This is a genomic window from Psychromarinibacter sp. S121 (assembly GCF_049801035.1).
In the GTDB taxonomy this organism is placed as follows: domain Bacteria; phylum Pseudomonadota; class Alphaproteobacteria; order Rhodobacterales; family Rhodobacteraceae; genus Psychromarinibacter.
The window spans coordinates 173,236-195,328 of record NZ_JBNAGE010000004.1 but is presented as its reverse complement, the minus strand read 5'-3'; the positions used below and the strand labels follow the sequence as shown (position 1 = coordinate 195,328).

19 protein-coding genes are annotated in these 22,093 nt (G+C 65.4%); 16 read left to right on the top strand and 3 right to left on the bottom strand.

The window, feature by feature from the left end; all coding sequences use genetic code 11:
- Positions 1-29: 29 nt before the first annotated feature.
- The 13 genes from ACP156_RS19515 (at position 30) to purU (ending at position 15,731) form a co-directional block, all read left to right on the top strand.
- Positions 30-926 carry a phosphotransferase gene (locus ACP156_RS19515; RefSeq protein WP_425053048.1) on the top strand — a complete coding sequence of 299 codons (897 nt, stop codon included), beginning with the start codon at positions 30-32 and terminating at the stop codon, positions 924-926.
- Positions 923-3,337 (top strand): GcvT family protein, encoded by a 2,415-nt coding sequence (locus ACP156_RS19510; protein WP_425053047.1) that lies wholly within the window; start codon positions 923-925, stop codon positions 3,335-3,337. The genes ACP156_RS19515 and ACP156_RS19510 overlap by 4 nt, the downstream gene beginning before the upstream one ends.
- 104 nt (positions 3,338-3,441) lie before the next feature.
- Positions 3,442-4,089: a helix-turn-helix domain-containing protein gene (locus ACP156_RS19505; RefSeq protein ID WP_425053046.1), complete on the top strand. Its 648-nt coding sequence runs from the start codon at positions 3,442-3,444 to the stop codon at positions 4,087-4,089.
- 194 nt (positions 4,090-4,283) lie between these two features.
- Positions 4,284-5,171, top strand: coding sequence for a class II glutamine amidotransferase (locus ACP156_RS19500; protein ID WP_425053045.1), 888 nt, complete (start codon positions 4,284-4,286; stop codon positions 5,169-5,171).
- A gap of 17 nt (positions 5,172-5,188) precedes the next feature.
- Complete coding sequence (locus tag ACP156_RS19495; protein ID WP_425053044.1) at positions 5,189-5,887, top strand: protein GlxC; 699 nt, start codon at positions 5,189-5,191, stop codon at positions 5,885-5,887.
- 10 nt (positions 5,888-5,897) lie between these two features.
- Positions 5,898-7,223 carry an FMN-binding glutamate synthase family protein gene (locus ACP156_RS19490; RefSeq protein WP_425053043.1) on the top strand — a complete coding sequence of 442 codons (1,326 nt, stop codon included), beginning with the start codon at positions 5,898-5,900 and terminating at the stop codon, positions 7,221-7,223.
- 140 nt (positions 7,224-7,363) lie between these two features.
- Positions 7,364-8,680, top strand: coding sequence for a type III glutamate--ammonia ligase (gene glnT / locus ACP156_RS19485; RefSeq protein WP_425053275.1), 1,317 nt, complete (start codon positions 7,364-7,366; stop codon positions 8,678-8,680).
- A 95-nt stretch (positions 8,681-8,775) separates the two neighbouring features.
- Positions 8,776-10,023, top strand: coding sequence for a sarcosine oxidase subunit beta family protein (locus ACP156_RS19480; RefSeq protein WP_425053042.1), 1,248 nt, complete (start codon positions 8,776-8,778; stop codon positions 10,021-10,023).
- Positions 10,024-10,117: 94 nt separating this feature from the next.
- Entirely contained in the window at positions 10,118-10,390 is a 273-nt protein-coding gene (locus ACP156_RS19475; RefSeq protein WP_425053041.1) for a sarcosine oxidase subunit delta, read from the top strand.
- Positions 10,387-13,329, top strand: a complete 2,943-nt coding sequence (locus ACP156_RS19470; RefSeq protein WP_425053040.1) for a sarcosine oxidase subunit alpha family protein — start codon at positions 10,387-10,389, stop codon at positions 13,327-13,329. Before ACP156_RS19475 ends, ACP156_RS19470 begins: the two co-directional genes overlap by 4 nt.
- Entirely contained in the window at positions 13,322-13,891 is a 570-nt protein-coding gene (locus tag ACP156_RS19465) for a sarcosine oxidase subunit gamma (protein ID WP_425053039.1), read from the top strand. The genes ACP156_RS19470 and ACP156_RS19465 overlap by 8 nt, the downstream gene beginning before the upstream one ends.
- A complete protein-coding gene (gene folD / locus ACP156_RS19460; protein ID WP_425053038.1) occupies positions 13,888-14,790 on the top strand; it encodes a bifunctional methylenetetrahydrofolate dehydrogenase/methenyltetrahydrofolate cyclohydrolase FolD in 903 nt (300 codons plus the stop codon). The genes ACP156_RS19465 and folD overlap by 4 nt, the downstream gene beginning before the upstream one ends.
- A 56-nt stretch (positions 14,791-14,846) precedes the next feature.
- Positions 14,847-15,731, top strand: coding sequence for a formyltetrahydrofolate deformylase (gene purU, locus ACP156_RS19455; RefSeq protein WP_425053037.1), 885 nt, complete (start codon positions 14,847-14,849; stop codon positions 15,729-15,731).
- 131 nt (positions 15,732-15,862) lie between these two features.
- On the opposite strand, the gene ACP156_RS19450 is transcribed toward purU, so the two are convergent.
- Positions 15,863-16,234, bottom strand: coding sequence for a tellurite resistance TerB family protein (locus tag ACP156_RS19450; protein WP_425053274.1), 372 nt, complete (start codon positions 16,232-16,234; stop codon positions 15,863-15,865).
- Positions 16,235-16,403: 169 nt separating this feature from the next.
- Here ACP156_RS19450 and ACP156_RS19445 point away from each other — a divergent pair, with 169 nt between their 5' ends.
- Positions 16,404-17,987, top strand: coding sequence for a lysine--tRNA ligase (locus ACP156_RS19445; RefSeq protein ID WP_425053036.1), 1,584 nt, complete (start codon positions 16,404-16,406; stop codon positions 17,985-17,987).
- 89 nt (positions 17,988-18,076) lie between these two features.
- Here ACP156_RS19445 and ACP156_RS19440 read toward each other — a convergent pair whose 3' ends face one another.
- The gene (locus ACP156_RS19440) at positions 18,077-18,964 is read right to left on the bottom strand and encodes a CHAD domain-containing protein (RefSeq protein ID WP_425053035.1); all 888 of its coding nucleotides are present in this window, start codon (positions 18,962-18,964) and stop codon (positions 18,077-18,079) included.
- 96 nt (positions 18,965-19,060) lie between these two features.
- Between ACP156_RS19440 and ACP156_RS19435 the strand changes: the two genes are divergently transcribed.
- Entirely contained in the window at positions 19,061-19,456 is a 396-nt protein-coding gene (locus tag ACP156_RS19435) for a DUF4864 domain-containing protein (protein ID WP_425053034.1), read from the top strand.
- A gap of 186 nt (positions 19,457-19,642) precedes the next feature.
- The gene (locus tag ACP156_RS19430; protein WP_425053033.1) at positions 19,643-21,934 is read left to right on the top strand and encodes a glycosyl hydrolase family 28-related protein; all 2,292 of its coding nucleotides are present in this window, start codon (positions 19,643-19,645) and stop codon (positions 21,932-21,934) included.
- On the opposite strand, the gene ACP156_RS19425 is transcribed toward ACP156_RS19430, so the two are convergent.
- On the bottom strand, positions 21,931-22,092 hold the full coding sequence (locus tag ACP156_RS19425) for a type II toxin-antitoxin system YoeB family toxin (protein WP_425053273.1): 162 nt from the start codon (positions 22,090-22,092) through the stop codon (positions 21,931-21,933). The genes ACP156_RS19430 and ACP156_RS19425 overlap by 4 nt on opposite strands.
- Position 22,093 lies beyond the last annotated feature (1 nt).

The window sequence follows — 22,093 nt, the reverse complement described above, 5'->3', positions numbered from 1 at the left end:
AAAGGAAGACCGGCTGTGCAGGGAGGCCCATGACCGCTACTGACCCGATGCCCGAAGCGCTTGAGGCACGCATCCGCGCGCTGTCCTTCTGGTCCGATCCCGGAGAGATCGCGGCGCTGGGCGGGGGCATCACCAACGTGAACGCGGTGGTCGAGGACGCGGGGCGGAAATACGTCGTGCGGCTGGGCGAAGACATCCCCGAGCACCTTGTGATGCGGTGGAACGAACGGCACATCGCCGAGGCCGCCGCCGCCGCCGGTGTGTCGCCTCCGCTGCGGCATTTCGAGCCCGGCGTGATGGTGTTCGACCACGTGGAGTCGGTGGCTCTGGAAGAAGCCGACCTGCACGATGCGCAGACGCTGGCCGAGGCGGTGGCGCTGGTCGGACGGGTTCACCGCGAGGTCACGAAACAGATCACCGGGCCGGTCCTGACCTTCTGGGTGTTCCACGTCATCCGCACCTACGCGGCCTTCCTGAAAGCGAATGGATCGACCCATGCGCCGAGGCTGGACGCCCTGCTGGCGCAGGCCGAGATGCTGGAAGACGGCGTCGGGCCGGTCCAACTGGTGCTGGGTCACAACGACCTGCTGCCCGCAAATATCCTGCGCGGGGCGGACCGGTTGTGGCTGGTGGATTGGGAATACGGCGGCTTCAACTCGCCATTGTTCGACCTTGGCGGGCTGGCCAGCAACGCGGGGCTGCCGGAAGAGGCCGAGGTTGGGATGCTGGCCGCCTATTTCGGTGCGCCGCCGGACGCCGCGCTGATGCGCAGTTACCGCGCGATGAAATGCGCCTCGCTTCTGCGGGAAGCGACGTGGAGCATGGTGTCCGAAATCTCGTCCGACATTGAATTCGACTATGCCGCCTACACGGAGGAAAACATGACCCGTTACGAGGCCGCGCTGGCCGACTGGAGCCGCGGATGAGCCTTCCCGACAGTGCCGAGGTCGTCATTGTCGGCGGCGGGATCATCGGGTGCTCTACCGCCTACCACCTTGCGAAGATGGGGGTGGAGGTCGTGCTGCTGGAACGGGCCAAGCTGACCAGCGGGTCGACCTTTCACGCAGCGGGATTGGTGGGGCAGTTGCGGTCCTCGGCCAACATCACGCAGCTTCTGGGGTACTCGGTCGAATTGTACGACCGGCTGGAGGAAGAGACGGGTCTTGCTACCGGCTGGAAGCGGAACGGCGGGCTGCGGCTGGCGTGCAACGCCGAACGCTGGACCGAGGTAAAGCGGCAGGCGACCACGGCGCATTCCTTCGGGTTGGAGATGGAACTGCTGACCGCGAAAGAGGCGCAGGACCTGTGGCCGCTGATGGATGTCTCGGACGTGGTCGGTGCGGCCTTCCTTCCGACCGACGGACAGGCCAACCCGTCCGACATCACCGCTGCGCTTGCCAAGGGCGCGCGCATGGCGGGCGCGCTGATCGTCGAGGATTGCGCGGTGCAGTCGGTCGAGATCGAGAACGGCGTCGTGACCGGCGTCGTCAGCGAAAAGGGCCGCATCGCTTGCCCCAAAGTCGTCGCCTGCTGCGGTCAGTGGACCCGCGCCTTCGCGGCGACGGTGGGCGTGAACGTGCCTTTGGTCTCGATGGAGCACCAGTACATGGTGACCGAGCGGATCGAGGGCGTCACCCCGAACCTGCCGACGCTCCGCGATCCCGACCGGCTGACCTACTGGAAGGAAGAGGTCGGCGGGCTGGTGATGGGAGGCTACGAGCCGAACCCGAAGCCTTGGGCGGTGAACGGCATTCCCGAGGGGTTCCACTTCAGCCTGCTCGATTCCGATTTCGATCACTTCGAGCAGATCATGGAACTGGCGCTGGGGCGCGTTCCCGCGATGGAGACGGCGGGGATCAAGACCCTGACCAACGGGCCCGAGAGTTTCACGCCCGACGGCAACTTCATCCTGGGCGAAGCGCCGGAGCAGCCGGGGTTCTTCGTGGGCGCCGGGTTCAACGCTTTCGGCATCGCCTCGGGCGGCGGGGCCGGCATGGCACTGGCGGAATGGGTGGCGAAGGGCGAGGCGCCGTTCGATCTTTGGCCCGTCGACATCCGCCGCTTCGGCCGGCCGCATTTCGACACAGACTGGATCCGCACCCGCACGGTCGAGGCCTACGGCAAGCACTACACGATGGCGTGGCCGTCCGAGGAACACGATAGCGGCCGCCCCTGCCGCCGCTCGCCCCTGTATGCAACGCTCAAGTCGCGGGGCGCGGTATTCGGAGAGAAGCTGGGGTGGGAGCGCCCCAACTGGTACGGCCCCGAGGGCGCCAAGGACGAGTACACCTATGGCCGCCCCAACTGGTTTGCTACGGTTGGGGCCGAGCACAAGGCCTGCCGCGAGAGCGTGGTGCTGATCGACCAGTCGTCCTTCGCGAAATACGTGCTGAAGGGGCCGGACGCAGAGGTGGCGCTGGGCTGGATTGCGGCCAACGACGTCAGCGGCCCGCCGGGCGGTCTGACCTATACCCAGATGCTGAACGACAAGGGCGGGATCGAGGCAGACCTGACCTGCGCCCGGATGGCTTTGGACGAATACTACATCGTCACCGGCACCGGCTTTGCCACGCGGGATTTCGACTGGATCTCGAAAGGCATCCCTCGGGGAATGAACGCCCAGCTGGTCGACGTGACCTCTGCCTACGCGGTGCTGTCGCTGATGGGACCCAGGGCGCGCGACGTGCTGCAAGCGGTGACGCGGGCGGATGTTTCGAAAGACGCCTTCCCCTTTGGTACCGTGCAGACCATCGGCATCGCGGGCGCCCCGGTCCGGGCGCTGCGGGTCTCTTACGTCGGCGAACTGGGGTGGGAGCTGCACATCCCGACCGAATACGCGCTGTCGGTCTATGACGCTCTGCATGCCGCGGGCGAAGTCACCGACGCCGGCTATCGCGCAATCGAGACCTTGCGGCTGGAGAAGGGCTATCGTGCGTGGGGGTCGGATATCGGGCCGGATCACACGCCGCTGGAGGCCGGGCTGGGCTGGGCCGCGCGTAAGTCCACCGAGTATCGCGGAAAGGCGGCGGTCGAGGCGCAGCGGGCGGGCGGCGTGAAGAAGATGCTCGCCACCTTCACCGCCGATCCGGAGGTGATCCTGCTGGGCCGCGAAACGATCTATCGCGACGGCGAGCGCGTCGGCTATCTGTCCTCAGGCGGATTCGGGCACACCGTGGGGAAAGCCATCGGGATGGGCTATGTCCGGCATCCCGACGGCGTTACCCGCGACTGGGTGCTGGGCGGAACCTACGAACTGGAAGTGGCGACCAAGCGTGTGCCCTGCGCGGTCACCCTGTCGCCATTGTACGATCCGCAGAACATCAGAGTAAAATCCTGAGGGGTAAATTTTCGTGAGAGGAAAATCGACTGCTTGAGGGGACGGGGTGAACACCATACAACTCGGTCAGTTTGCCGAGTGCGAGTCAGGGAGAGCACGGCCAGATGAACAAGCCGACCAAGAGATCCGAGACGAAGCTGACGCAGGATCCGCATGCCACGCGGGAAGTGCGGGAGAAGAACCTCGAGGTCGCGATCGGGCGGCAGGTGCGCGAGCTTCGGAAACGCCAGCGGATGACCGGCTCGGACCTTGCGGCGGCGTCCGGACTGTCTGTCGGCACCTTGTCGAAGATCGAGAACGGCCACATCTCTCCGTCGCTGAACACGCTTCAGGTGCTGGCCAATGCCCTGCGCGTCCCCTTCGTGCAGCTGTTCTCTGGCTTCGACGAGGTGCGCGGCGCGATGCACGTGAAAGCGGGGCAGGGCGTCGAGATCGAGAGGGCCGGCACGCGGGCCGGGCACCAGTACAATCTGTTGGGCCACATCGGATCGAACAACTCGGGCGTGGTGGTCGAGCCCTACCTGATCACGCTGGACAGCGAAGCCGACCGGTTTCCGGCGTTCCAGCACGAAGGCATCGAATTTCTCTACATGCTGGAAGGCAAGATCGACTATCGCCACGGCGACCAACTGTATCTGCTGGAGCCCGGCGACGCGCTGCTGTTCGATTCGGACGCGCCGCACGGCCCGGAGGTTCTGCTGGAGCTTCCGTCTCGGTACCTGTCGATCATCACCTACCCGCAGGCAACCTGAAGCGACGTCCGGAAAACGCCCAAAAACTTGGCTTGGCTCACCGGCGGCGCGGCTTTTGCGCTGTCGGCAAAGGCGCTTTTCATCTCGGTGTCGATCTTTCTAAGAGAGAAAGAAAGTTTCTTGCAAAGAAATTCTCCGGTGGCTAGAAGAAAATCCGAAGGGCGCATTGCCCGCGTAACGAAGTGGAGAGGACCATGTGTGGCATCGTTGGCCTTTTTCTGAAGTCCGAGGCGCTGCGTCCCAAGCTGGGCGAGATGCTGACCGACATGCTGATCACCATGACCGACCGTGGTCCGGATTCCGCCGGCATCGCGATTTACGGTGACCCCGGTGACGGGCTGAAGGTGACGGTTCAGTCCGACACGCCGGCCGAGGCGTTCGACGGGCTTGAAATCGCCTTGGGCGAACTCCTCGGCACGGCTGTCCCGGTGAAGGTGTCCGACACCCATGCGGTTCTGACGATCCCTGCCGGGTCCGAGGACAAGGCTGTCGCCTTTCTTGAAGAGCGCGGGCTGCGCGTGATGGGCGTCGGCGAGGCGATGGAGATCTACAAGGAGATCGGCCTGCCCAAGGACGTCGCGGCGCGGTTCGACCTGCGCGCGATGGGTGGCAGCCACGGCATCGGCCACACCCGGATGGCGACCGAAAGCGCGGTGACGACGCTGGGCGCGCACCCGTTCTCGACCGCGGCGGACGAATGCCTTGTGCACAACGGCTCGTTGTCGAACCACAACCGCCTGCGCCGCGAGCTGGCGCGCGCGGGCTTCGTGACCAAGACCGAAAACGATACCGAGGTCGGCGCAGCCTACATCTCTTCCCGCATCGCGGGCGGCGCCAGCCTTGGCGAGGCGCTGGAAGGCACGCTGCAGGATCTCGACGGGTTCTTTACCTTCGTGATGGGCACCAAGAACGGCTTCGGCGTTGTCCGTGACCCGATCGCCTGCAAACCTGCGGTGATGGCCGAGACCGACGATTACGTGGCCTTCGGGTCCGAATACCGCGCCTTCGCGGACCTGCCGGGCATCGAGACCGCGCGCGTCTGGGAACCCGAACCCGCAACCGTCTATTTCTGGGAGCGTTGATCATGGAGGCTGCTGCAATGGCGAAACCCGCAACCGACGCACTGGTGCTGGACATGGCCGAGATGGAACTGCGCGAGGTCAACTCTGCGCTGCAGGGCGCATCCGGCAACGAGACGGCCTTCCAACTGGTCAACCCGCGTGGCAGCCACGCCGTCGCGGTCGGGCTGGACGCGCCGATCGAGGTCACCGTCAAAGGCTCGACCGGCTATTACTGCGCCGGGATGAACAAGCAGGCGACTGTTCATGTCGAGGGCTCGGTGGGCCCCGGCGTGGCCGAGAACATGATGTCGGGCACGGTGGTCATTGACGGCGACGCCTCGCAATATGCCGGCGCCACGGGGCACGGCGGGCTTCTGGTGGTGAAGGGCAACGCGTCCTCGCGCTGCGGCATCTCGATGAAGGGCATCGACATCGTGGTGCACGGCAACATCGGCCACATGTCCGCCTTCATGGCGCAGAAGGGCAACCTTGTCGTGCTGGGCAACGCGGGCGACGCGTTGGGCGACAGCCTGTACGAGGCGCGGCTGTTCGTGCGCGGCGAGGTCAAAAGCCTTGGCGCGGACTGCATCGAGAAAGAGATGCGCCCCGAACATCTGGAAATCCTCGCCGACCTGCTGGACCGCGCGGGCGCCGACGCGAAGCCCGAAGAGTTCAAACGCTACGGCTCGGCCCGCAAGCTGTATAACTTCAACATCGACCACGCAGACGAATACTGAGGACGGCCCGATGAAAGACATTCCGCAGACCGAACCGCGCCAGTCCTGGACCTTCTCGAACGAGACCAACTCCGAGATCCGCCGCGCCGCGCAAACCGGCATCTACGACATTCGCGGTGGTGGCGCGAAACGGCGGGTTCCGCATTTCGACGACCTTCTGTTTCTTGGCGCGTCGATGTCGCGCTATCCGCTCGAAGGCTACCGCGAGAAATGCGAGACCGGCGTGACGCTGGGCACCCGCTTCGCGAAGAAGCCCATCGAACTGAAGATCCCGATCACCATCGCGGGCATGTCCTTCGGTTCGCTGTCCGGCCCCGCCAAGGAAGCGCTGGGCCGTGGCGCGACGATGGCGGGCACCTCGACCACCACCGGCGACGGCGGCATGACCGAGGAAGAGCGCGGGCATTCCGAAAAGCTCGTCTACCAGTATCTCCCCAGCCGCTACGGTATGAACCCCGACGATCTGCGCCGCGCCGACGCCATCGAAGTCGTGGTCGGTCAGGGCGCCAAGCCCGGCGGCGGCGGCATGCTGCTGGGCCAGAAGATCACCGAACGCGTCGCGGGCATGCGCGACCTGCCGGTGGGCATCGACCAGCGGTCCGCCTGCCGTCACCCGGACTGGACCGGGCCGGACGATCTGGAGATCAAGATCCTCGAACTGCGCGAGATCACGGGCTGGGAAAAGCCGATCTACATCAAGGTCGGCGGTGCGCGGCCCTACTACGACGTGGCGCTGTCGGTGAAGGCCGGGGCCGACGTCATCGTACTGGACGGCATGCAGGGCGGCACCGCCGCGACGCAGGACGTGTTCATCGAACACGTGGGCCAGCCGACGCTCGCATGCATCCGCCCGGCTGTGAAGGCGCTGCAGGACCTTGGCATGCACCGCAAGGTGCAGCTTGTCGTGTCGGGCGGTATCCGTACCGGGGCCGACGTGGCCAAGGCGCTGGCGCTGGGCGCCGACGCCGTCTCGATCGGAACGGCAGCGCTTGTGGCGCTGGGCGACAACGACCCGAAGTGGGAAGACGAGTATCGCAAGCTCGGCACCACCACTGGCGCATACGACGACTGGCACGAGGGCCGCGATCCGGCGGGGATCACGACGCAGGACCCCGAACTGATGGCGCGGCTTAACCCGGTCGAGGCTGGCCGCCGCCTGCGCAACTATCTCAACGTGCTGACGCTGGAGTGCCAGACGCTCGCCCGCGCCTGTGGCAAAAGCCATGTCCACAACCTTGAACCCGAGGATCTTTGCGCCCTGACGATGGAAGCCGCCGCCATGGCGCAGGTGCCGCTCGCGGGGACTGACTGGTATCCGGGCAAGCCCGGGTTCTGACCGCAGCCAGATATCACCGGGAACCGGCCCCTTCTTTGGTCCGAAAATATCCCGGGGGTCCGGGGGCAGCGCCCCCGGCCGGCCGGGCCGGGAACCACGGCCCGATGCAAAAGAAAGAAAACGAACAGGGACCGACCACGATGACCGACCTCGCCGCCTTCGCAAAGAAGAACAACGTCAAGTACTTCATGATCTCCTACACCGACCTGTTCGGTGGCCAGCGCGCCAAGCTGGTGCCGGCGGCGGCGATCTCGGACATGCAGGCGGACGGCGCGGGGTTCGCGGGCTTCGCGACGTGGCTCGACATGACCCCGGCCTATCCGGACATGCTGGCGGTGCCGGACCCCGACACCGTGATCCAGCTGCCGTGGAAGCCCGAGGTCGCGTGGGTCGCCGCCAACTGCGTGATGGAAGGGCAGGAGGTCGCGCAGGCACCGCGCAACGTTTTGCGCCGGCTGGTGGCCGAGGCCGCCGAGATGGGTCTGCGCGTGAAGACCGGGGTCGAGGCAGAGTTCTTCCTGCTGACGCCCGAGGGCGACAAGATCTGCGATCCCGCCGACACCGCCGCGAAGCCCTGTTACGATCAGCAGGCGGTGATGCGGCGCTATGACGTCATCTCCGAGATCTGCGACTACATGCTGGATCTCGGCTGGGGCCCCTATCAGAACGACCACGAAGACGCGAACGGCCAGTTCGAGATGAACTGGGAGTTCGACGACGCGCTGGTCACGGCCGACCGGCATTCCTTCTTCAAGTTCATGGTCAAATCGGTGGCCGAGAAGCACGGGCTGCGCGCCACCTTCATGCCGAAGCCGATCGAGGGGCTGACGGGCAACGGCTGTCACGCCCACATCTCGGTCTGGTCGACCGACGGCAAGACCAATGCGTTCGCCGGCGATGCGGGCGGGCAGGTCGGCGAGGTGGGGCTGTCGGCGGAGGGCGGCAATTTCCTCGGCGGGATCATGGCCCATGCCACCGGGATGGCGGCGATCACCAATCCGACCGTGAACAGCTACAAGCGCCTGAACGCGCCCGTGACCCTGTCGGGCGCGACCTGGGCTCCGAACACGGTGACCTGGACCGGCAACAACCGCACCCACATGGTGCGCGTGCCGGGGCCGGGCCGGTTCGAGCTTCGCCTGCCGGACGGCGCGGCGAACCCGTATCTGCTGCAGGCCGCGATCATCGCCGCCGGTCTGTCTGGCCTGAAGACGAAGGCCGATCCGGGCAAGCGGTACGACATCGACATGTACGCCGAGGGCCATACGGTGAAAGACGCGGTGAAGCTGCCGCTGAACCTGCTGGACGCGATCCGCGCCTTTGAGGCGGATGAGGGCTTTACCTCGGCGATGGGGTCCGAGTTCTCGGCGGCCTATGCCAAGATGAAGCACAAGGAATGGGACAGCTTCGTGTCGCATTTCTCGGCCTGGGAACGGGAGCACACGCTGGACATCTGACGGTACATCATCGCCTGCGGCCGGGAATGTCCTGAACGTGACTTCCCATCGCGGGGCGGTCTGTCAGGGTCGGCGCGAGATCAGCGGAGAGTCGGATGCGGTATTCGGGATTGCGTTTGTTCGCCGAGGCTCTGCGGGGCCACCGTGGCTGGAAGCCGCTGTGGCGCGACCCGGAGCCTCAGAAAGAGTATGACTTCGTCATCGTCGGCGGCGGGCATGGGATGGCCACGGCGTATTACCTTGCCAAGACCTTCGGCAAGGCGCGGATCGCGGTACTGGACAAGGGCTGGATCGGCGGCGGCAACATCGGGCGGAATACGACGATCATCCGGTCGAACTATCTGCTGCCCGGCAACGAGCCGTTCTACGAGCTTTCGATGAAGCTGTGGGAAGGGCTTGAGCAAGAGTTCAACTTCAACGCCATGGTCAGCCAGCGGGGGATCATCAACCTGATCCATACGGACGGCCAGCGCGACACGTACCGCCGCCGTGGCAACGCGATGTTGCTGGCGGGCGCGGACGCGCAGTTGCTGACGGCGGACGAGGTCCGCGAACGCGCGCCATTCCTGAACTTCGACAACCCCCGTTTTCCGATCAAGGGCGGTCTGATGCAGGAACGCGCAGGCACCGCTCGGCACGACGCGGTGGTCTGGGGCTACGCGCGCGGGGCCGACATGGCCGGCGTCGACATCATCCAGAACTGCGAGGTTACGGGGTTCGAAATCGAGAACGGCCGCGTTACCGGCGTCGAGACCACGCGCGGCCGCATCGGCGCGAAGACGGTCGGCGTCGCGGTGGCGGGCAACTCGGGCCGGGTGATGGCGATGGCCGGGATGCGGCTGCCGATCGAAAGCCACGTGCTGCAGGCCTTCGTGTCCGAGGGTCTGAAGCCGACGATCCCGGGGGTCATCACCTTCGGTGCCGGGCACTTTTATATCAGTCAGTCGGACAAGGGCAGTCTGGTCTTTGGTGGCGACATCGACGGCTACAACTCGTACGCGCAGCGCGGCAACCTGCCGACGGTCGAGGACGTGGCCGAGGGCGGCATGGCCCTGATGCCGATGATCGGGCGCGCACGGCTTCTGCGGTCGTGGGGCGGGATCATGGATATGTCGATGGACGGCTCGCCGATCATCGACGCCACCGGGATCGAGGGGCTCTATCTGAACGCGGGCTGGTGTTACGGCGGCTTCAAGGCGACGCCCGCGTCCGGGTACTGTTTTGCTCATCTGCTGGCCACCGGTCGCCCGCACGAGACGGCGAAAGCGATGCGGCTGGACCGCTTCGCGCGCGGCTACGTGATCGACGAGCGCGGCGCCGGCGCGCAGCCGAACCTGCATTGAGGAAGGTGTTGAGGATGCAGAATTTTCCAGAAAATTCTGAAACGCACGATCTTCCAGAAGATCGTACCGCGTCGCGTGTGCGGGAGGCGTCGGAATGCTGATCCCCCATCCGCTGCTGGGCCTGCGAGACGCGCAGGAGTTCACCTATCTCGGCGACGCTTCTCTGCTGAACCGCCCCGACCCCGCCGAGGGCGAGGCGGCGTTCTGTGACTACGTCTTCCTGCGGGACAACCCCGCCGGCGTTCACCGCGAGCTTTGGTATCACGAGCAGGGCGACCGCTCGTGGCTGGTCGTCACGCGCGACACCGTCACCCACGAAATCCTCGGCGCCGAGCTGGCGCGCGACGTGAAGGGAGCCGGCGCATGAGCCGTCTCGACGGAGGTCTGGTCGACCGCGACCGCGTGCTGAGTTTCTCGTTCGACGGGCGGCGCTATGTCGGGCATCCGGGCGATACGCTTGCCTCGGCGCTGCTGGCGAATGGCGTGAAACTGATGGGACGCAGTTTCAAGTACCACCGGCCGCGCGGTGTCTTGTCCGCCGGGTCGGAAGAGCCGAACGCGTTGGTCGAGTTGCGCACCGGACCGCGGCAGGAACCGAACACGCGGGCGACCGTGGCCGAGCTGTTTGACGGGCTTGAGGCGCGCAGCCAGAACCGGTTCCCGTCGCTGGGCTTCGACCTTCTGGGCGTCAACGACCTGTTCGCGCCGTTCCTGACCGCGGGGTTCTACTACAAGACCTTCATGTGGCCGAAAGCCTTCTGGGAGAAGCTCTACGAACCCGCGATCCGTCGGGCTGCGGGGCTGGGGCGGCTGTCGATGGAGCCCGACCCGGATGCCTATGACAAGGGCTTCCTTCACTGTGACCTCTTGGTGATCGGCGGTGGTGCGGCGGGCCTTTCGGCGGCGCTGACGGCGGGCCACGCCGGTGCGCGGGTGGTGCTTGCGGACGAGGATTTCAGGCTGGGTGGGCGGCTGCTGGCCGAAAGCCATCTGCTGGACGACGCGCCCGCACCGGACTGGGTGCGCATGGTCGAGGCGGAACTGGCCAGCCTGCCCAACGTGCGGGTGCTGACGCGGACGACCGTGTTCGGTGCTTACGATCATGGAATCTACGGCGCGGTGGAACGGGTGTCGGATCACCTTGCCGATCCCGCTGGCCGGGTGCGGCAGACGCTGTGGCGGATCACGGCGAAGCGTACCGTGCTGGCCGGCGGCGCGACCGAGCGGCACGTCCCGTTCCGCAACAACGACCGGCCCGGCATCATGCTGGCTGGCGCGATGCGGGCCTATGCGAACCGCTGGGCGGTCAGCCCGGTCGCGCGCGGCGAGCGGGTCGCGATCTTCACTAACAACGACGACGGGCACCGGACGGCGGTGGACCTGCTTGCAAAGGGCGTTCCGGTTCTGGCCGTCATAGACCCGCGCGAGGATGCGCCGCGGCTGGGCGGCTATCAGGTGATGGCAGGTGCAACAGTGACCGGCGCACGCGGACGGCTTGGTCTGCGGTCCATCGAAGTGACCCGCAATGGCCAGCCGGAGTGGCTGGAATGCTCGGCGTTGGGCGTCTCGGGCGGGTGGAACCCGAACGTGAACCTCGCCTCGCATCATCGCGGTCGCCCGGTCTGGTCGGAGGATCATCTTGCCTTCCTGCCCGGTGGCGATCTGCCTTCGGGCATGACGGTCGCGGGGGCCGCTGCCGGTCAAGGATCGACGCATGCGGCCCTTCACGATGGCGTGGCGCAGGCGCGTGCGGCGCTGGATGCGCTGGGCATCGCCGCGTCCGAAACCGCTGTGCCGGTTGCCGAGGACGCGCCCCTGAGGCAGACGGCCTTCTGGCACGTTCCGGGCCGGGGGCGCGCCTGGGTGGATTTCCAGAACGACGTCACGGTCAAGGACATCGCGCTGGCCCACAAGGAAAACATGCGCCCGGTCGAGCACCTGAAGCGGTGGACGACGCTGGGCATGGCGACGGATCAGGGCAAGACGGCGAACGTCACGGCGCTGGCCGTGATGGCGGAACTGACCGGCAAGGGCATCCCGCAGACGGGCACGACGATCTTCCGTCCGCCCTATACGCCGGTCGCGCTTTCGGTGCTGGGGGGTGGCAACACCGGGCCGGGTTTCCGACCGACGCGGCTGACCCCGACCCACGAATGGGCCAAGGCCGAAGGCGCCACGTTCGTAGAGGTCGGCCAGTGGATGCGGGCGCAGTATTTCCCGAAGGACGGAGAGTCGCACTGGCGCCAGTCGGTCGACCGCGAGGCGCGGGCGGTGCGGTCCGGCGTCGGGCTGTGCGACGTCACCACGCTGGGCAAGATCGACGTGCAGGGCGCGGACGCGGGCGAGTTCCTGAACCGGGTCTATTCCAACATGATGGGCACGCTGAAGGTGGGGCGCGTGCGCTATGGCCTGATGCTGCGGGAAGACGGTTTCGTCTATGACGACGGCACCTGCGCTCGGCTGGCCGAGGATCATTTCGTCGTCACCACCACGACCGCCAACGCGGGGCTTGTGTTCCGCAACATGGAATTCGCCCGGCAATGCCTATGGGCGGAACTGGACGTGCAGGTCATCTCGACCACCGATGCGTGGGCGCAGATCGCGGTGGCGGGGCCGCACGCGCGGACATTGCTGTCGCGGCTGGTGGACGACTTCGATCTGTCGAACGAGGCGTTTCCCTTCATGGCCTGCGGTGACCTAACCGTTTGCGGCGGGCTGCGCGCGCGGCTGTTCCGGATCTCGTTCTCGGGCGAGTTGGCCTATGAGATCGCGGTGCCTGCGCGCTATGGCAACGCGCTGATGGCCCGGCTGATGGAGCGCGGGCAGGATCTTGGCGCGACGCCCTACGGGACAGAGGCGCTGGCCGTGCTGCGGATTGAGAAAGGGCACGCGGTGGCGGCCGAGATCAACGGGCAGACCACCGCAGCGATGCTGGGACTGGGGCGGATGGTGTCCGAGAAGAAGGACTCGATCGGCGCGGTCATGTCGCGGCGCGAAGGAATGGTTGCCGACCGACGGCGGCTTGTGGGGCTGATGCCCGTCGATCCCAGTCAGCAGGTCGTAGCGGGCGCGCACCTGTTCGATCCGGGCGCCGAGCAAGGCACCGCGACCGATCAGGGCTGGGTCACGTCCAGCTGTTTCTCGCCGCACCTTGGCAGCTACATCTCGCTTGGCTTGCTGGAAGACGGCGACGCGCGGGTGGGCGATGTGGTCATTGCGGCGAACCCGCTGGCCGGGGTGAATATCGAGACGAAGGTGGTCAGCCCGCATTTCGTCGATCCGGACGGGGAGCGGCTGCGTGACTGACCTTCAACCCATCACAGCCTTGGGCGGGACGACCGCGAAACAGGCCAGCTTCGGCGCGTTGACCCTGACCGAGAACGACCGGCTGGCGCTGGCGTCGCTGGCGCTGCGGCGTGGAGCGGACCGGCCAGAGCCGATGGGACTGGTGCTGCCGGGGCCCGGCGAGTGGGTCGAGGGCGTCGGCGTCGCAGCCTTCTGGACCGGGCCGGACCAGTGGATGATCGAGGGGCCGATCCCCGAAGACCTGGGCGAGGATTTCGCAGCCGAAGTCCTGCGAAACGCGCCGGGATGTTCGGTAACCGAGCAGACGGACGGCTGGGTTGCGGTCGAGATCGCCTCGGACACCGGCGACGCACCGATCCTCGCGTTGCTGGAACGGCTCGTGAATCTGGACCCGGTGACGCTTCGGCCCGGCAAGGCGTCGCGAACCGTGCTTGAACATCTGGGCGTTTTCGTTATCCGACGGGGCGAGGACCGGCTTGCGGTCATCGGCATGCGCTCGGCGGCGGGATCGCTTTGGCACGCGCTGGCCACCGCAGCCCAGAGACTGGAGGGTGCGGCGTGACCGCGACGATCATCGACGGCAAGGCCTTTGCGGCCACGGTACGGGAAAAGGTGGCGGCGGGAGTCGCCGCGCTGAAGGCGGACCACGGCATTACGCCGGGTCTGGCGGTCGTACTGGTGGGCGAAGACCCGGCGAGCCAGGTTTACGTGCGGAACAAGGGCAAGCAGACCATCGAGGTCGGCATGAACTCGTTCGAGCACAAGCTGCCCGCCGACGTGTCCGAGGCCGAGCTGTACGCGCTGATCGACAAGCTGAACGCCGACCCGGCGGTTCAGGGTATTCTTGTGCAGTTCCCGGTGCCGGATCACCTGAGCGAAACCGATATCGTGGCGCGCATCGACCCGGCGAAGGACGTGGACGGGCTGCATGTGGTCAACGCCGGACTGCTGGCGAGCGGTCAGAAGGCGATGGTGTCCTGCACGCCGCTGGGCTGTCTGATGCTGCTGCGCGACCAGCTTGGCAGCCTGTCGGGACTGAACGCCGTCGTGGTTGGCCGCTCGAACCTTGTGGGCAAGCCGCTGGCGCAGCTTCTGCTGCGCGACAGCTGCACCGTGACCATCGCGCATTCGCGGACCAAAAACCTTCCCGAGGTCTGCCGCGGGGCGGACATCCTTGTGGCCGCCGTGGGGCGTCCGCAGATGGTGAAGGGCGACTGGATCAAGCCGGGCGCCGCCGTCATCGACGTGGGCATCAACCGGATCGACGCGCCGGAACGCGGCGAGGGCAAGACCCGGCTGGTGGGCGACGTGGATTTCGCAAGCGCCGTGGACGTCGCGGGCGCGATCACGCCGGTGCCCGGCGGTGTCGGTCCGATGACCATCGCCTGCCTTCTGGCCAACACGCTGACCGCCTGCTGCCGTGCGAACGGTCTGCCGGAGCCCGACGGCCTGACGGCCTGAGACCCCATCCAAATACAAGAATGGCCCGCGAGGCCCGACCCGACAGGAGAGCCGGAATGTCGAAATTCACTCTGACCGTCACCTGCCCGACGACCCGTGGCATCGTCGCGGCGATCTCTGCCTATCTGTCCGAGAAGGGCTGCAACATCACCGACAGCTCGCAGTTCGACGATTTCGAGACGGGCAACTTCTTCATGCGCGTCAGCATGGTGTCCGAAACCGGTACCGAACTGGAAGACCTGGAAGCGGGCTTCGCCGAGACCGCCAAGGCATTCGACATGGACTTCGCGTTCCATGACGAGGGCGCGAAGATGAAGGTCGTCATCATGGTTTCGCGCTTCGGGCATTGCCTGAACGACCTGCTGTACCGCTGGCGGATCGGTGCGTTGCCGATCGAGATCGTGGCGGTGATCTCGAACCACATGGACTATCAGAAACTGGTGGTGAACCACGACATCCCGTTCCACTGCATCAAGGTCACGAAAGAGAACAAGCCCGAGGCCGAAAAGCGGATCATGGACGTGGTCGAGGACACCGGCGCCGAGCTGGTCGTGCTGGCGCGTTACATGCAGATCCTGTCGGACGAAATGTGCCAGAAGATGTCGGGCCGGATCATCAACATCCACCACTCGTTCCTGCCGTCGTTCAAGGGCGCCAACCCCTACAAGCAGGCGTTCGAGCGGGGCGTCAAGCTGATCGGGGCAACGTCGCACTATGTGACCGCCGATCTCGACGAGGGGCCGATCATCGAGCAGGACACGGTACGCGTGACCCACGCGCAGTCGCCGTCGGACTATGTCTCGCTGGGCCGCGACGTGGAAAGCCAGGTGCTGGCCCGCGCGATCCACGCGCATATCCATCGCCGGGTGTTCCTGAACGGAAACAAGACGGTGGTCTTCCCGGCTTCCCCGGGCTCTTACGCGTCGGAGCGGATGGGCTGAGGGCCGATGGTCTGACGCCCGCGCGGACCGCCGGCATCACCTTTCGGAAATAGCGTCGCCGGGGGCTCTGCCCCCGTCGCGTGCCGCGACTCCCCCGAGGTATTTCGAAAGAGAAGAAGCCGGGTTCGGTGTCAGAGCTGCATGTGCCGGGCGCGGGCGCCGCGTTCTATGGCGGCGGCGTGCAGGCGGTCGATGCGCAGTTCGTAGCGGATCTCGGCGAGGAAGCGGAGTTCGGACTCGCCCAGAAGGCCGTCCGAGGCCGCGACGTCGCAGGCCAGCGCATAGGCGGTTTCCCACAGCTTCTCGGGCAGGTTCTCGCGGATTAGGCCGAACAGCGCGTCGAGCCCGTCCTCTTCGCTGAACAGGTCGAACACGGTGGTCGAGACGCGTTTCAGCCGGTCCTTGTCGTAATCCGCGAAGACCGGCATGTGGTCGAGGATCGACTCGATCGAGACGAGTTCCGCGGTGCGGATGTTCTGGTCGGATGCGGAGATCGCGATCATCACCGCGACGAGGCTGTCTTGCGGCGACAGGGTGGGCTGATTGTCGGGCACCGGGCAATCCTTCGATAACGGACTTCAACCGCGTAAATATTGACGCGGAACGGTCCGGGCAATAGGGAGTGGCGTCCCTGGGGCAGGATGCCCCGCATCATCGAATCGAGAGAAAGACATGTCCGATCTGCGCGAAGCCGCGATGACGTCCAAGGCCTGGCCCTTCGAAGAAGCGCGCCGGGTGCTGAAACGTTACGAGAAGGCACCGCCGGAGAAGGGCTATGTGCTGTTCGAAACTGGCTATGGTCCGTCGGGCCTGCCGCATATCGGGACCTTCGGCGAGGTGCTGCGCACCACGATGATCCGGCGGGCGTTCGAGCTGATCTCGGACATCCCGACGCGGCTGATCTGTTTTTCGGACGACATGGACGGGATGCGGAAGGTGCCGGGCAACGTCCCGAACCAGGACCGGCTGCGGGAAGACCTGCAGCGGCCGCTGACCAGCGTCTATGATCCGTTCGAAGAATTCGAAAGCTTCGGGCACCACAACAACGCGATGCTGCGCCGGTTCCTCGATACCTTCGGGTTCGAGTACGAATTCTATTCGGCGACCGAGTTCTACAAGTCGGGCCAGTTCGACGAGACGCTGCTGCGGGCCTGCGAGAAGTACGACGACATCATGAAAGTGATGCTGAAGTCGCTTCGCGAAGAGCGGCAGCAGACCTATTCGATCTTCCTGCCGATCCACCCCGAGACCGGCCGCGTCATGTACGTGCCGCTGAAGAACGTGGATGCGAAAGAGGGCACGATCACCTTCGACGACGACACGGGCCGCGAATGGACGCTGCCGGTGACCGGCGGTCAGGTGAAGTTGCAGTGGAAGCCGGACTTCGGCGCGCGCTGGGCCGCGCTGGGCGTCGATTTCGAGATGTACGGCAAGGACCACTCGACCAACACGCCGATCTATGACTCGATCTGCCGCATCCTTGGCGCGCCGGCGCCGGAGCACTTCACGTACGAGCTGTTCCTGGACGACAAGGGTCAGAAGATCTCGAAGTCGTCGGGCAACGGTATCTCGATCGACGAATGGCTGACCTATGCTTCGACCGAGAGCCTGTCGTACTTCATGTACCAGAAGCCGAAGACGGCGAAGCGGCTGTTCTTCGACGTGATCCCGCGCGCCGTGGACGAATATCACCAGCAACTGCGGGCCTATCCGGAACAGGATGCGACGCAGAAACTGGCGAACCCGGTCTACCACATCCACAACGGCGTTGTGCCGGAGTCGAAGATGGTGGTGCCGTTCGGGATGCTGCTGAACCTTGCCAGCGTGAGCCACGCCGAGGACAAGGACCAGATGTGGGGCTTCATCCGCCGCTACGCGCCGGACGCGTCGCCCCAGACGCATCCGGACCTCGACGCGGCGGCGGGGCATGCGGTGCGGTACTACAACGACTTCGTGAAACCGACGAAGGTGTTCCGCGCTCCGACCGACCAGGAGCGGGCCGCGCTGGAGGATCTGCGCGACCGGCTGAAGGCATGGGATGGCGGGCTGGACCCGGAAGAGCTTCAGTCGATGGTCTTCGCCGTCGGCAAGGCGCATGACTTCGAGCCGCTGCGCGACTGGTTCAAGGCGCTGTACGAGGTTCTTCTGGGCGCCAGCCAGGGGCCGCGCTTCGGCGGCTTCATCGCGCTGTACGGCGTCGAAGAGAGCATCGCGCTGATCGATGCCGGGCTGAACGGCGAGCTACAGGCGGGTTAAGCGCCAACCACAGGCGCCGGGCGTTGCATTGACGCCCGGTGCGCTGCGAATTTCTGCATTATTCGCGCTGCTTTCATGAGCGAGGGCCTTCAGGCCTTTCGCCAGAGCGCCCACCACGCCTGCCAGCGCTTGGACAGCGCCTTCGGCTTTTCCGCCAAGAGCAACGCGCCGAGGTCGAGGGCTTCCTTCTCCAGCCGTTGCATCTCGTCCCGTGCGGGCGGGTAGAGCGCGTGGCGTGCCGCGCCGGGCATGTCGGGGTCCTGAAGAAGGATGTGGAAGTTCGACAGGTCGTGGTGCTGGCCAAGCAGGTCGCCAAGGTCCTTCGCGGCCTCGATGTGCGCCTCGAACTTCCTTGGCCAGACGTTGTGCAGCAGGGTCGCGTGGTACCAGTGGTATTTCACGAACTTGCGCCAGATGTGAAAGTCCTCGACCGTCCGGGTCTTTCGCGCGGTTCTCATCGCTTTTCGGGCCCGTTTGACGTTGTCCGTCAGGCCGTCGTCGAAGGCGGCAAAGCCGTCCTTGCCCAGTTTCCACTTTTCGGCCCGGTCTCGGATGTCAGACAGCGCCTTGCGGAAGGCCTTCAGCTTGTCCTGAACCGTTTCGTCTTCTTCCTCGGCCGCGCGACGGGCTTCCAACTCTTCACGCAGCGCGGTCGCAACGTCTCGATCGTGGTCGTGGTGCGGGCTTGCGTCGAGCCTGTCGTAGGTCTCGATCATCGCGGTACTGTCCCGGAAACCCGACACCAGCCGGGCGGCGTCGCGCAGGGCGGCGTTTTCCTTCGCGTATTCGGGGAAGACGGGGCGGACCAGCCGGATCAGGCCGCGCAGTTTCTTGCAGACCTTGCGTGCGTCGTGGATCGCAAGGTGCAGGTCATCGGCATGGTCGAGACCGTTCAGGGCGCTGGTCAGCTGGGTTCGGGCGATCCGGCGCAAACCTTGCTGGACCGTGTCGTCGAAGGAGGTGAAGGCATAGGGCATGGCGAATGAACGTAGAGAATGCGGACAGGGTTCCGGCCCGAGATGAAACCGAACGGCTAACAGGTTCGTATCTTCAGATATGAAGGAGGTTCGACCATGAAATACATAGTTGCGGCCATTTTTCTTGCATTTGCCGCCACGGCACACGCACAGGACGCCGAGATACGGGGCGTCATCGACCAGCAGTTCGAGGCGTTCAAGGCGGATGATGTGGACGAGGCGTTCAGCTTCGCGTCGCCCAACATTCAACGCATCTTCCGCACACCCGAGATGTTCGGGATGATGGTGCAGCAGGGCTATCCGATGGTCTGGCGGCCCGGCGACGTGCGCTACCTTCCGCTGGAAGACCGCGACGGGCAACTGGTGCAGCGCGTCCTGATCACCGACGCGCAAGGCGCGGTCCACGCTTTGGAATACCACATGATCGAGGGCGCCGAGGGGTGGCTTATCGACGGTGTGTTCCTGCTGCCCGCCCCGGACGTGGCGGCCTAGGGCCACGTCCCATCCGCTCGGATGCTTAACACGCCCTTCAGCAGGCGCGTGATACCTCCCCTTCCGCTTCGGGCGCATCGGCCCGGATCTTCCCGACAGAGCGATATGTCGCGGGCCCTGCGGCCCGTTCGCGGTTTGGCGTGCGCGTCGGGGTGCGAGCCGGATGGACTTGGAAAGGGGTACTTGATGAACAAGGTGATTACCGACGGTCTGGTGCTGATGCCCACACCCTTCATCGACGGGCTGGATGTCTGGTCGAGCGGGAATGGCACGGCCGGGTCGGCGACTTATGACGGAGCGGCCAATGCCGCCTTCGTTCCGGCTGACGCGGATTTTGGCGGCTGCCTTGAACTGGTGAAGACCGAGACGACACAAAAGCTGCGCTTCATGGGCCAGACGCCGATCCTGCCCGGCTGTTACCTGCGGATCTCCGCGCGGGTGAAGGCGGTCAGCGGCAACCTGCCTTCGGTACGGATCGCGGGCTGGGCCGGTGACGGAAGCGACACGCATGTCGGCGGACTGGACGAGACCGGCGCGTCGGTGGCGCTGACCGGTTATGGCGACGTGGTCGAGGTTTCTGCCATCGTGGGCACCGGTAGCCGGGGCGGCGTCGACATGGCGTGGGGTGTGCAGCCGGTCTACGGGCATTTCGGGCTGGACCTGACGGGCGCCAATGGCGGCGTGGTGCGGATCGACGACATCGTCATCGAGGACGTCACGGGCGCCTTCCTGCGCGCAATGATCGGCGTAGTCGATGTGCGCGACTTCGGGGCGGTGGGCGATGGCGTGGCCGACGACAGCGCGGCCTTCGCGGCGGCCGACGACGCGGCGGCCGGGCGCACGGTGCTGGTGCCCAAGGGAACCTACCGCTTGGCGTCGAATGTGACCTTCGACCACTTCGTGAAATTCGAAGGCACGGTGACCTGCGCGACGGAGGTGATGCTGATCCTCCGTCGCGGTTTCGACTATGACGCCTATCTGTCGGCCTTCGGGGACGAAGTGCTGGCGTTCAAGAAGGCATGGCAGGCGCTGCTGAACGCGGGCCATCACGAGTCGCTGGACCTGTGCGGGCGCCGCATCGAACTGGACGCGCCCATCGACATGCATGCGGCCGTTCCGAACCGCGACACGTGGGAAAGCCGCCGCGTGATCCGCAATGGGCAGTTCGACTGCCTGTCCTCCTCAGACTGGGACGCGGATGTCGTGACCTCTTCGGCGACCTATTCCACCGCGAACCCAACCCGGCTGACCGCGGTCGCGAATATTGCCGGCATCGAGGTCGGGTCGCTGGTGCAGGGCAACGGCGTCGGGCGCGAGGTCTACGTGCGGTCCACGGATGTGGGCGCGCAGCAGATCGAGCTTAGCCAGCCGCTGTACAACGCAGCGGGAAGCCAGACCTTCACCTTTACCCGGTTCCGGTACGTGCTGGATTTCTCGGGTTTCACCAAGCTGTCGCGGCTGACACTGACCGATGTCGAGTTCCAGTGCGGCGGCCACGCCAGTGCGGTGATGATCGCCCCCTTGGGCGAGGTGATGCACTTCAAGGACGTGCATTTCACGCGGCCTAAACACCGTGGCATCACGTCGATCGGGTCGGGCTGTCAGGACCTTCAGATCGACCGGTGCTCGTTCTATTCGGACGAGCAGTCGCTGGCCGCGACGGCGCGCGTGTCCATCGGGTTCAACGTGAACGCCAACGACGCCAAGATCCGCGACAACCGCTTTCAGCGTCTGCGCAGTATGGCGGTCCTGCATGGCACCGGGCACCTGATCGTCGGCAACCACACCTTCGGCGGTGACGGCTTGCCGGAAGCGCCGCGCACGGCGGCCATCGTCTTTACCTATCCGAACGTGAACTCGGTCATCACCGGGAACTACATCGACAACTCGTGGATCGAGATGACGAACGAGCACGACGCCAACCCGGATTTCGCGTCAGAGTTCTCGTTCGGTGGCCTGACCGTGACCGGCAATATCTTCGTGGCCAGCGACTGTTCATTCGACACGTCCTTCCTGCTGATCCGCCCGCATGGCGCGGACCATTTCGTGCAAGGGCTGTCGATGATCGGAAACACGTTCCGCGTCTTCAATGGCGAGATCGAGCGTGTCGACCGCGTCGACAACTCGATTGCGGATCTCGACTATTTCCGGACCCGGAACGTGATTTTCGAAGGCAACACCTTTAACGCGGTGGACAAGCAGACGCTGAATCCGGTGACGCTGGAATTCGATCAAGCGTCGAACGCGGCGACGTGGACGCTGAACGTCGGTGACTTCCTGCCGTTCGAGGGGAACTCGCGCACGGTGTCGTCGGTGATCCTGAAGGGAGACATCCTGAACGGGTCCGACACGAAGATCTATGCGATGCCTACCGTCGACATCAACGCGGGGGCGGACAACAACCTGATCAACCTGAAATGGCCAGAGCCGTGCCGCGGGTCGGTCTTTGTCACCGTGCGGGCGGATCGGCCGATCTAGATCCGCCCCCTTCGGGCAGGTGCGCATGCCTTGGGCGCGATAGCGCAACTGGGCGATCTCTGGGGCCTGTGCATCGCCTTCATCACCGACCAGCATCCGCAGCGATCGCCTTTCAAAGGCTCGGGCTTTCCGATGCCTTTGAAGGGCATCCGGCGGATG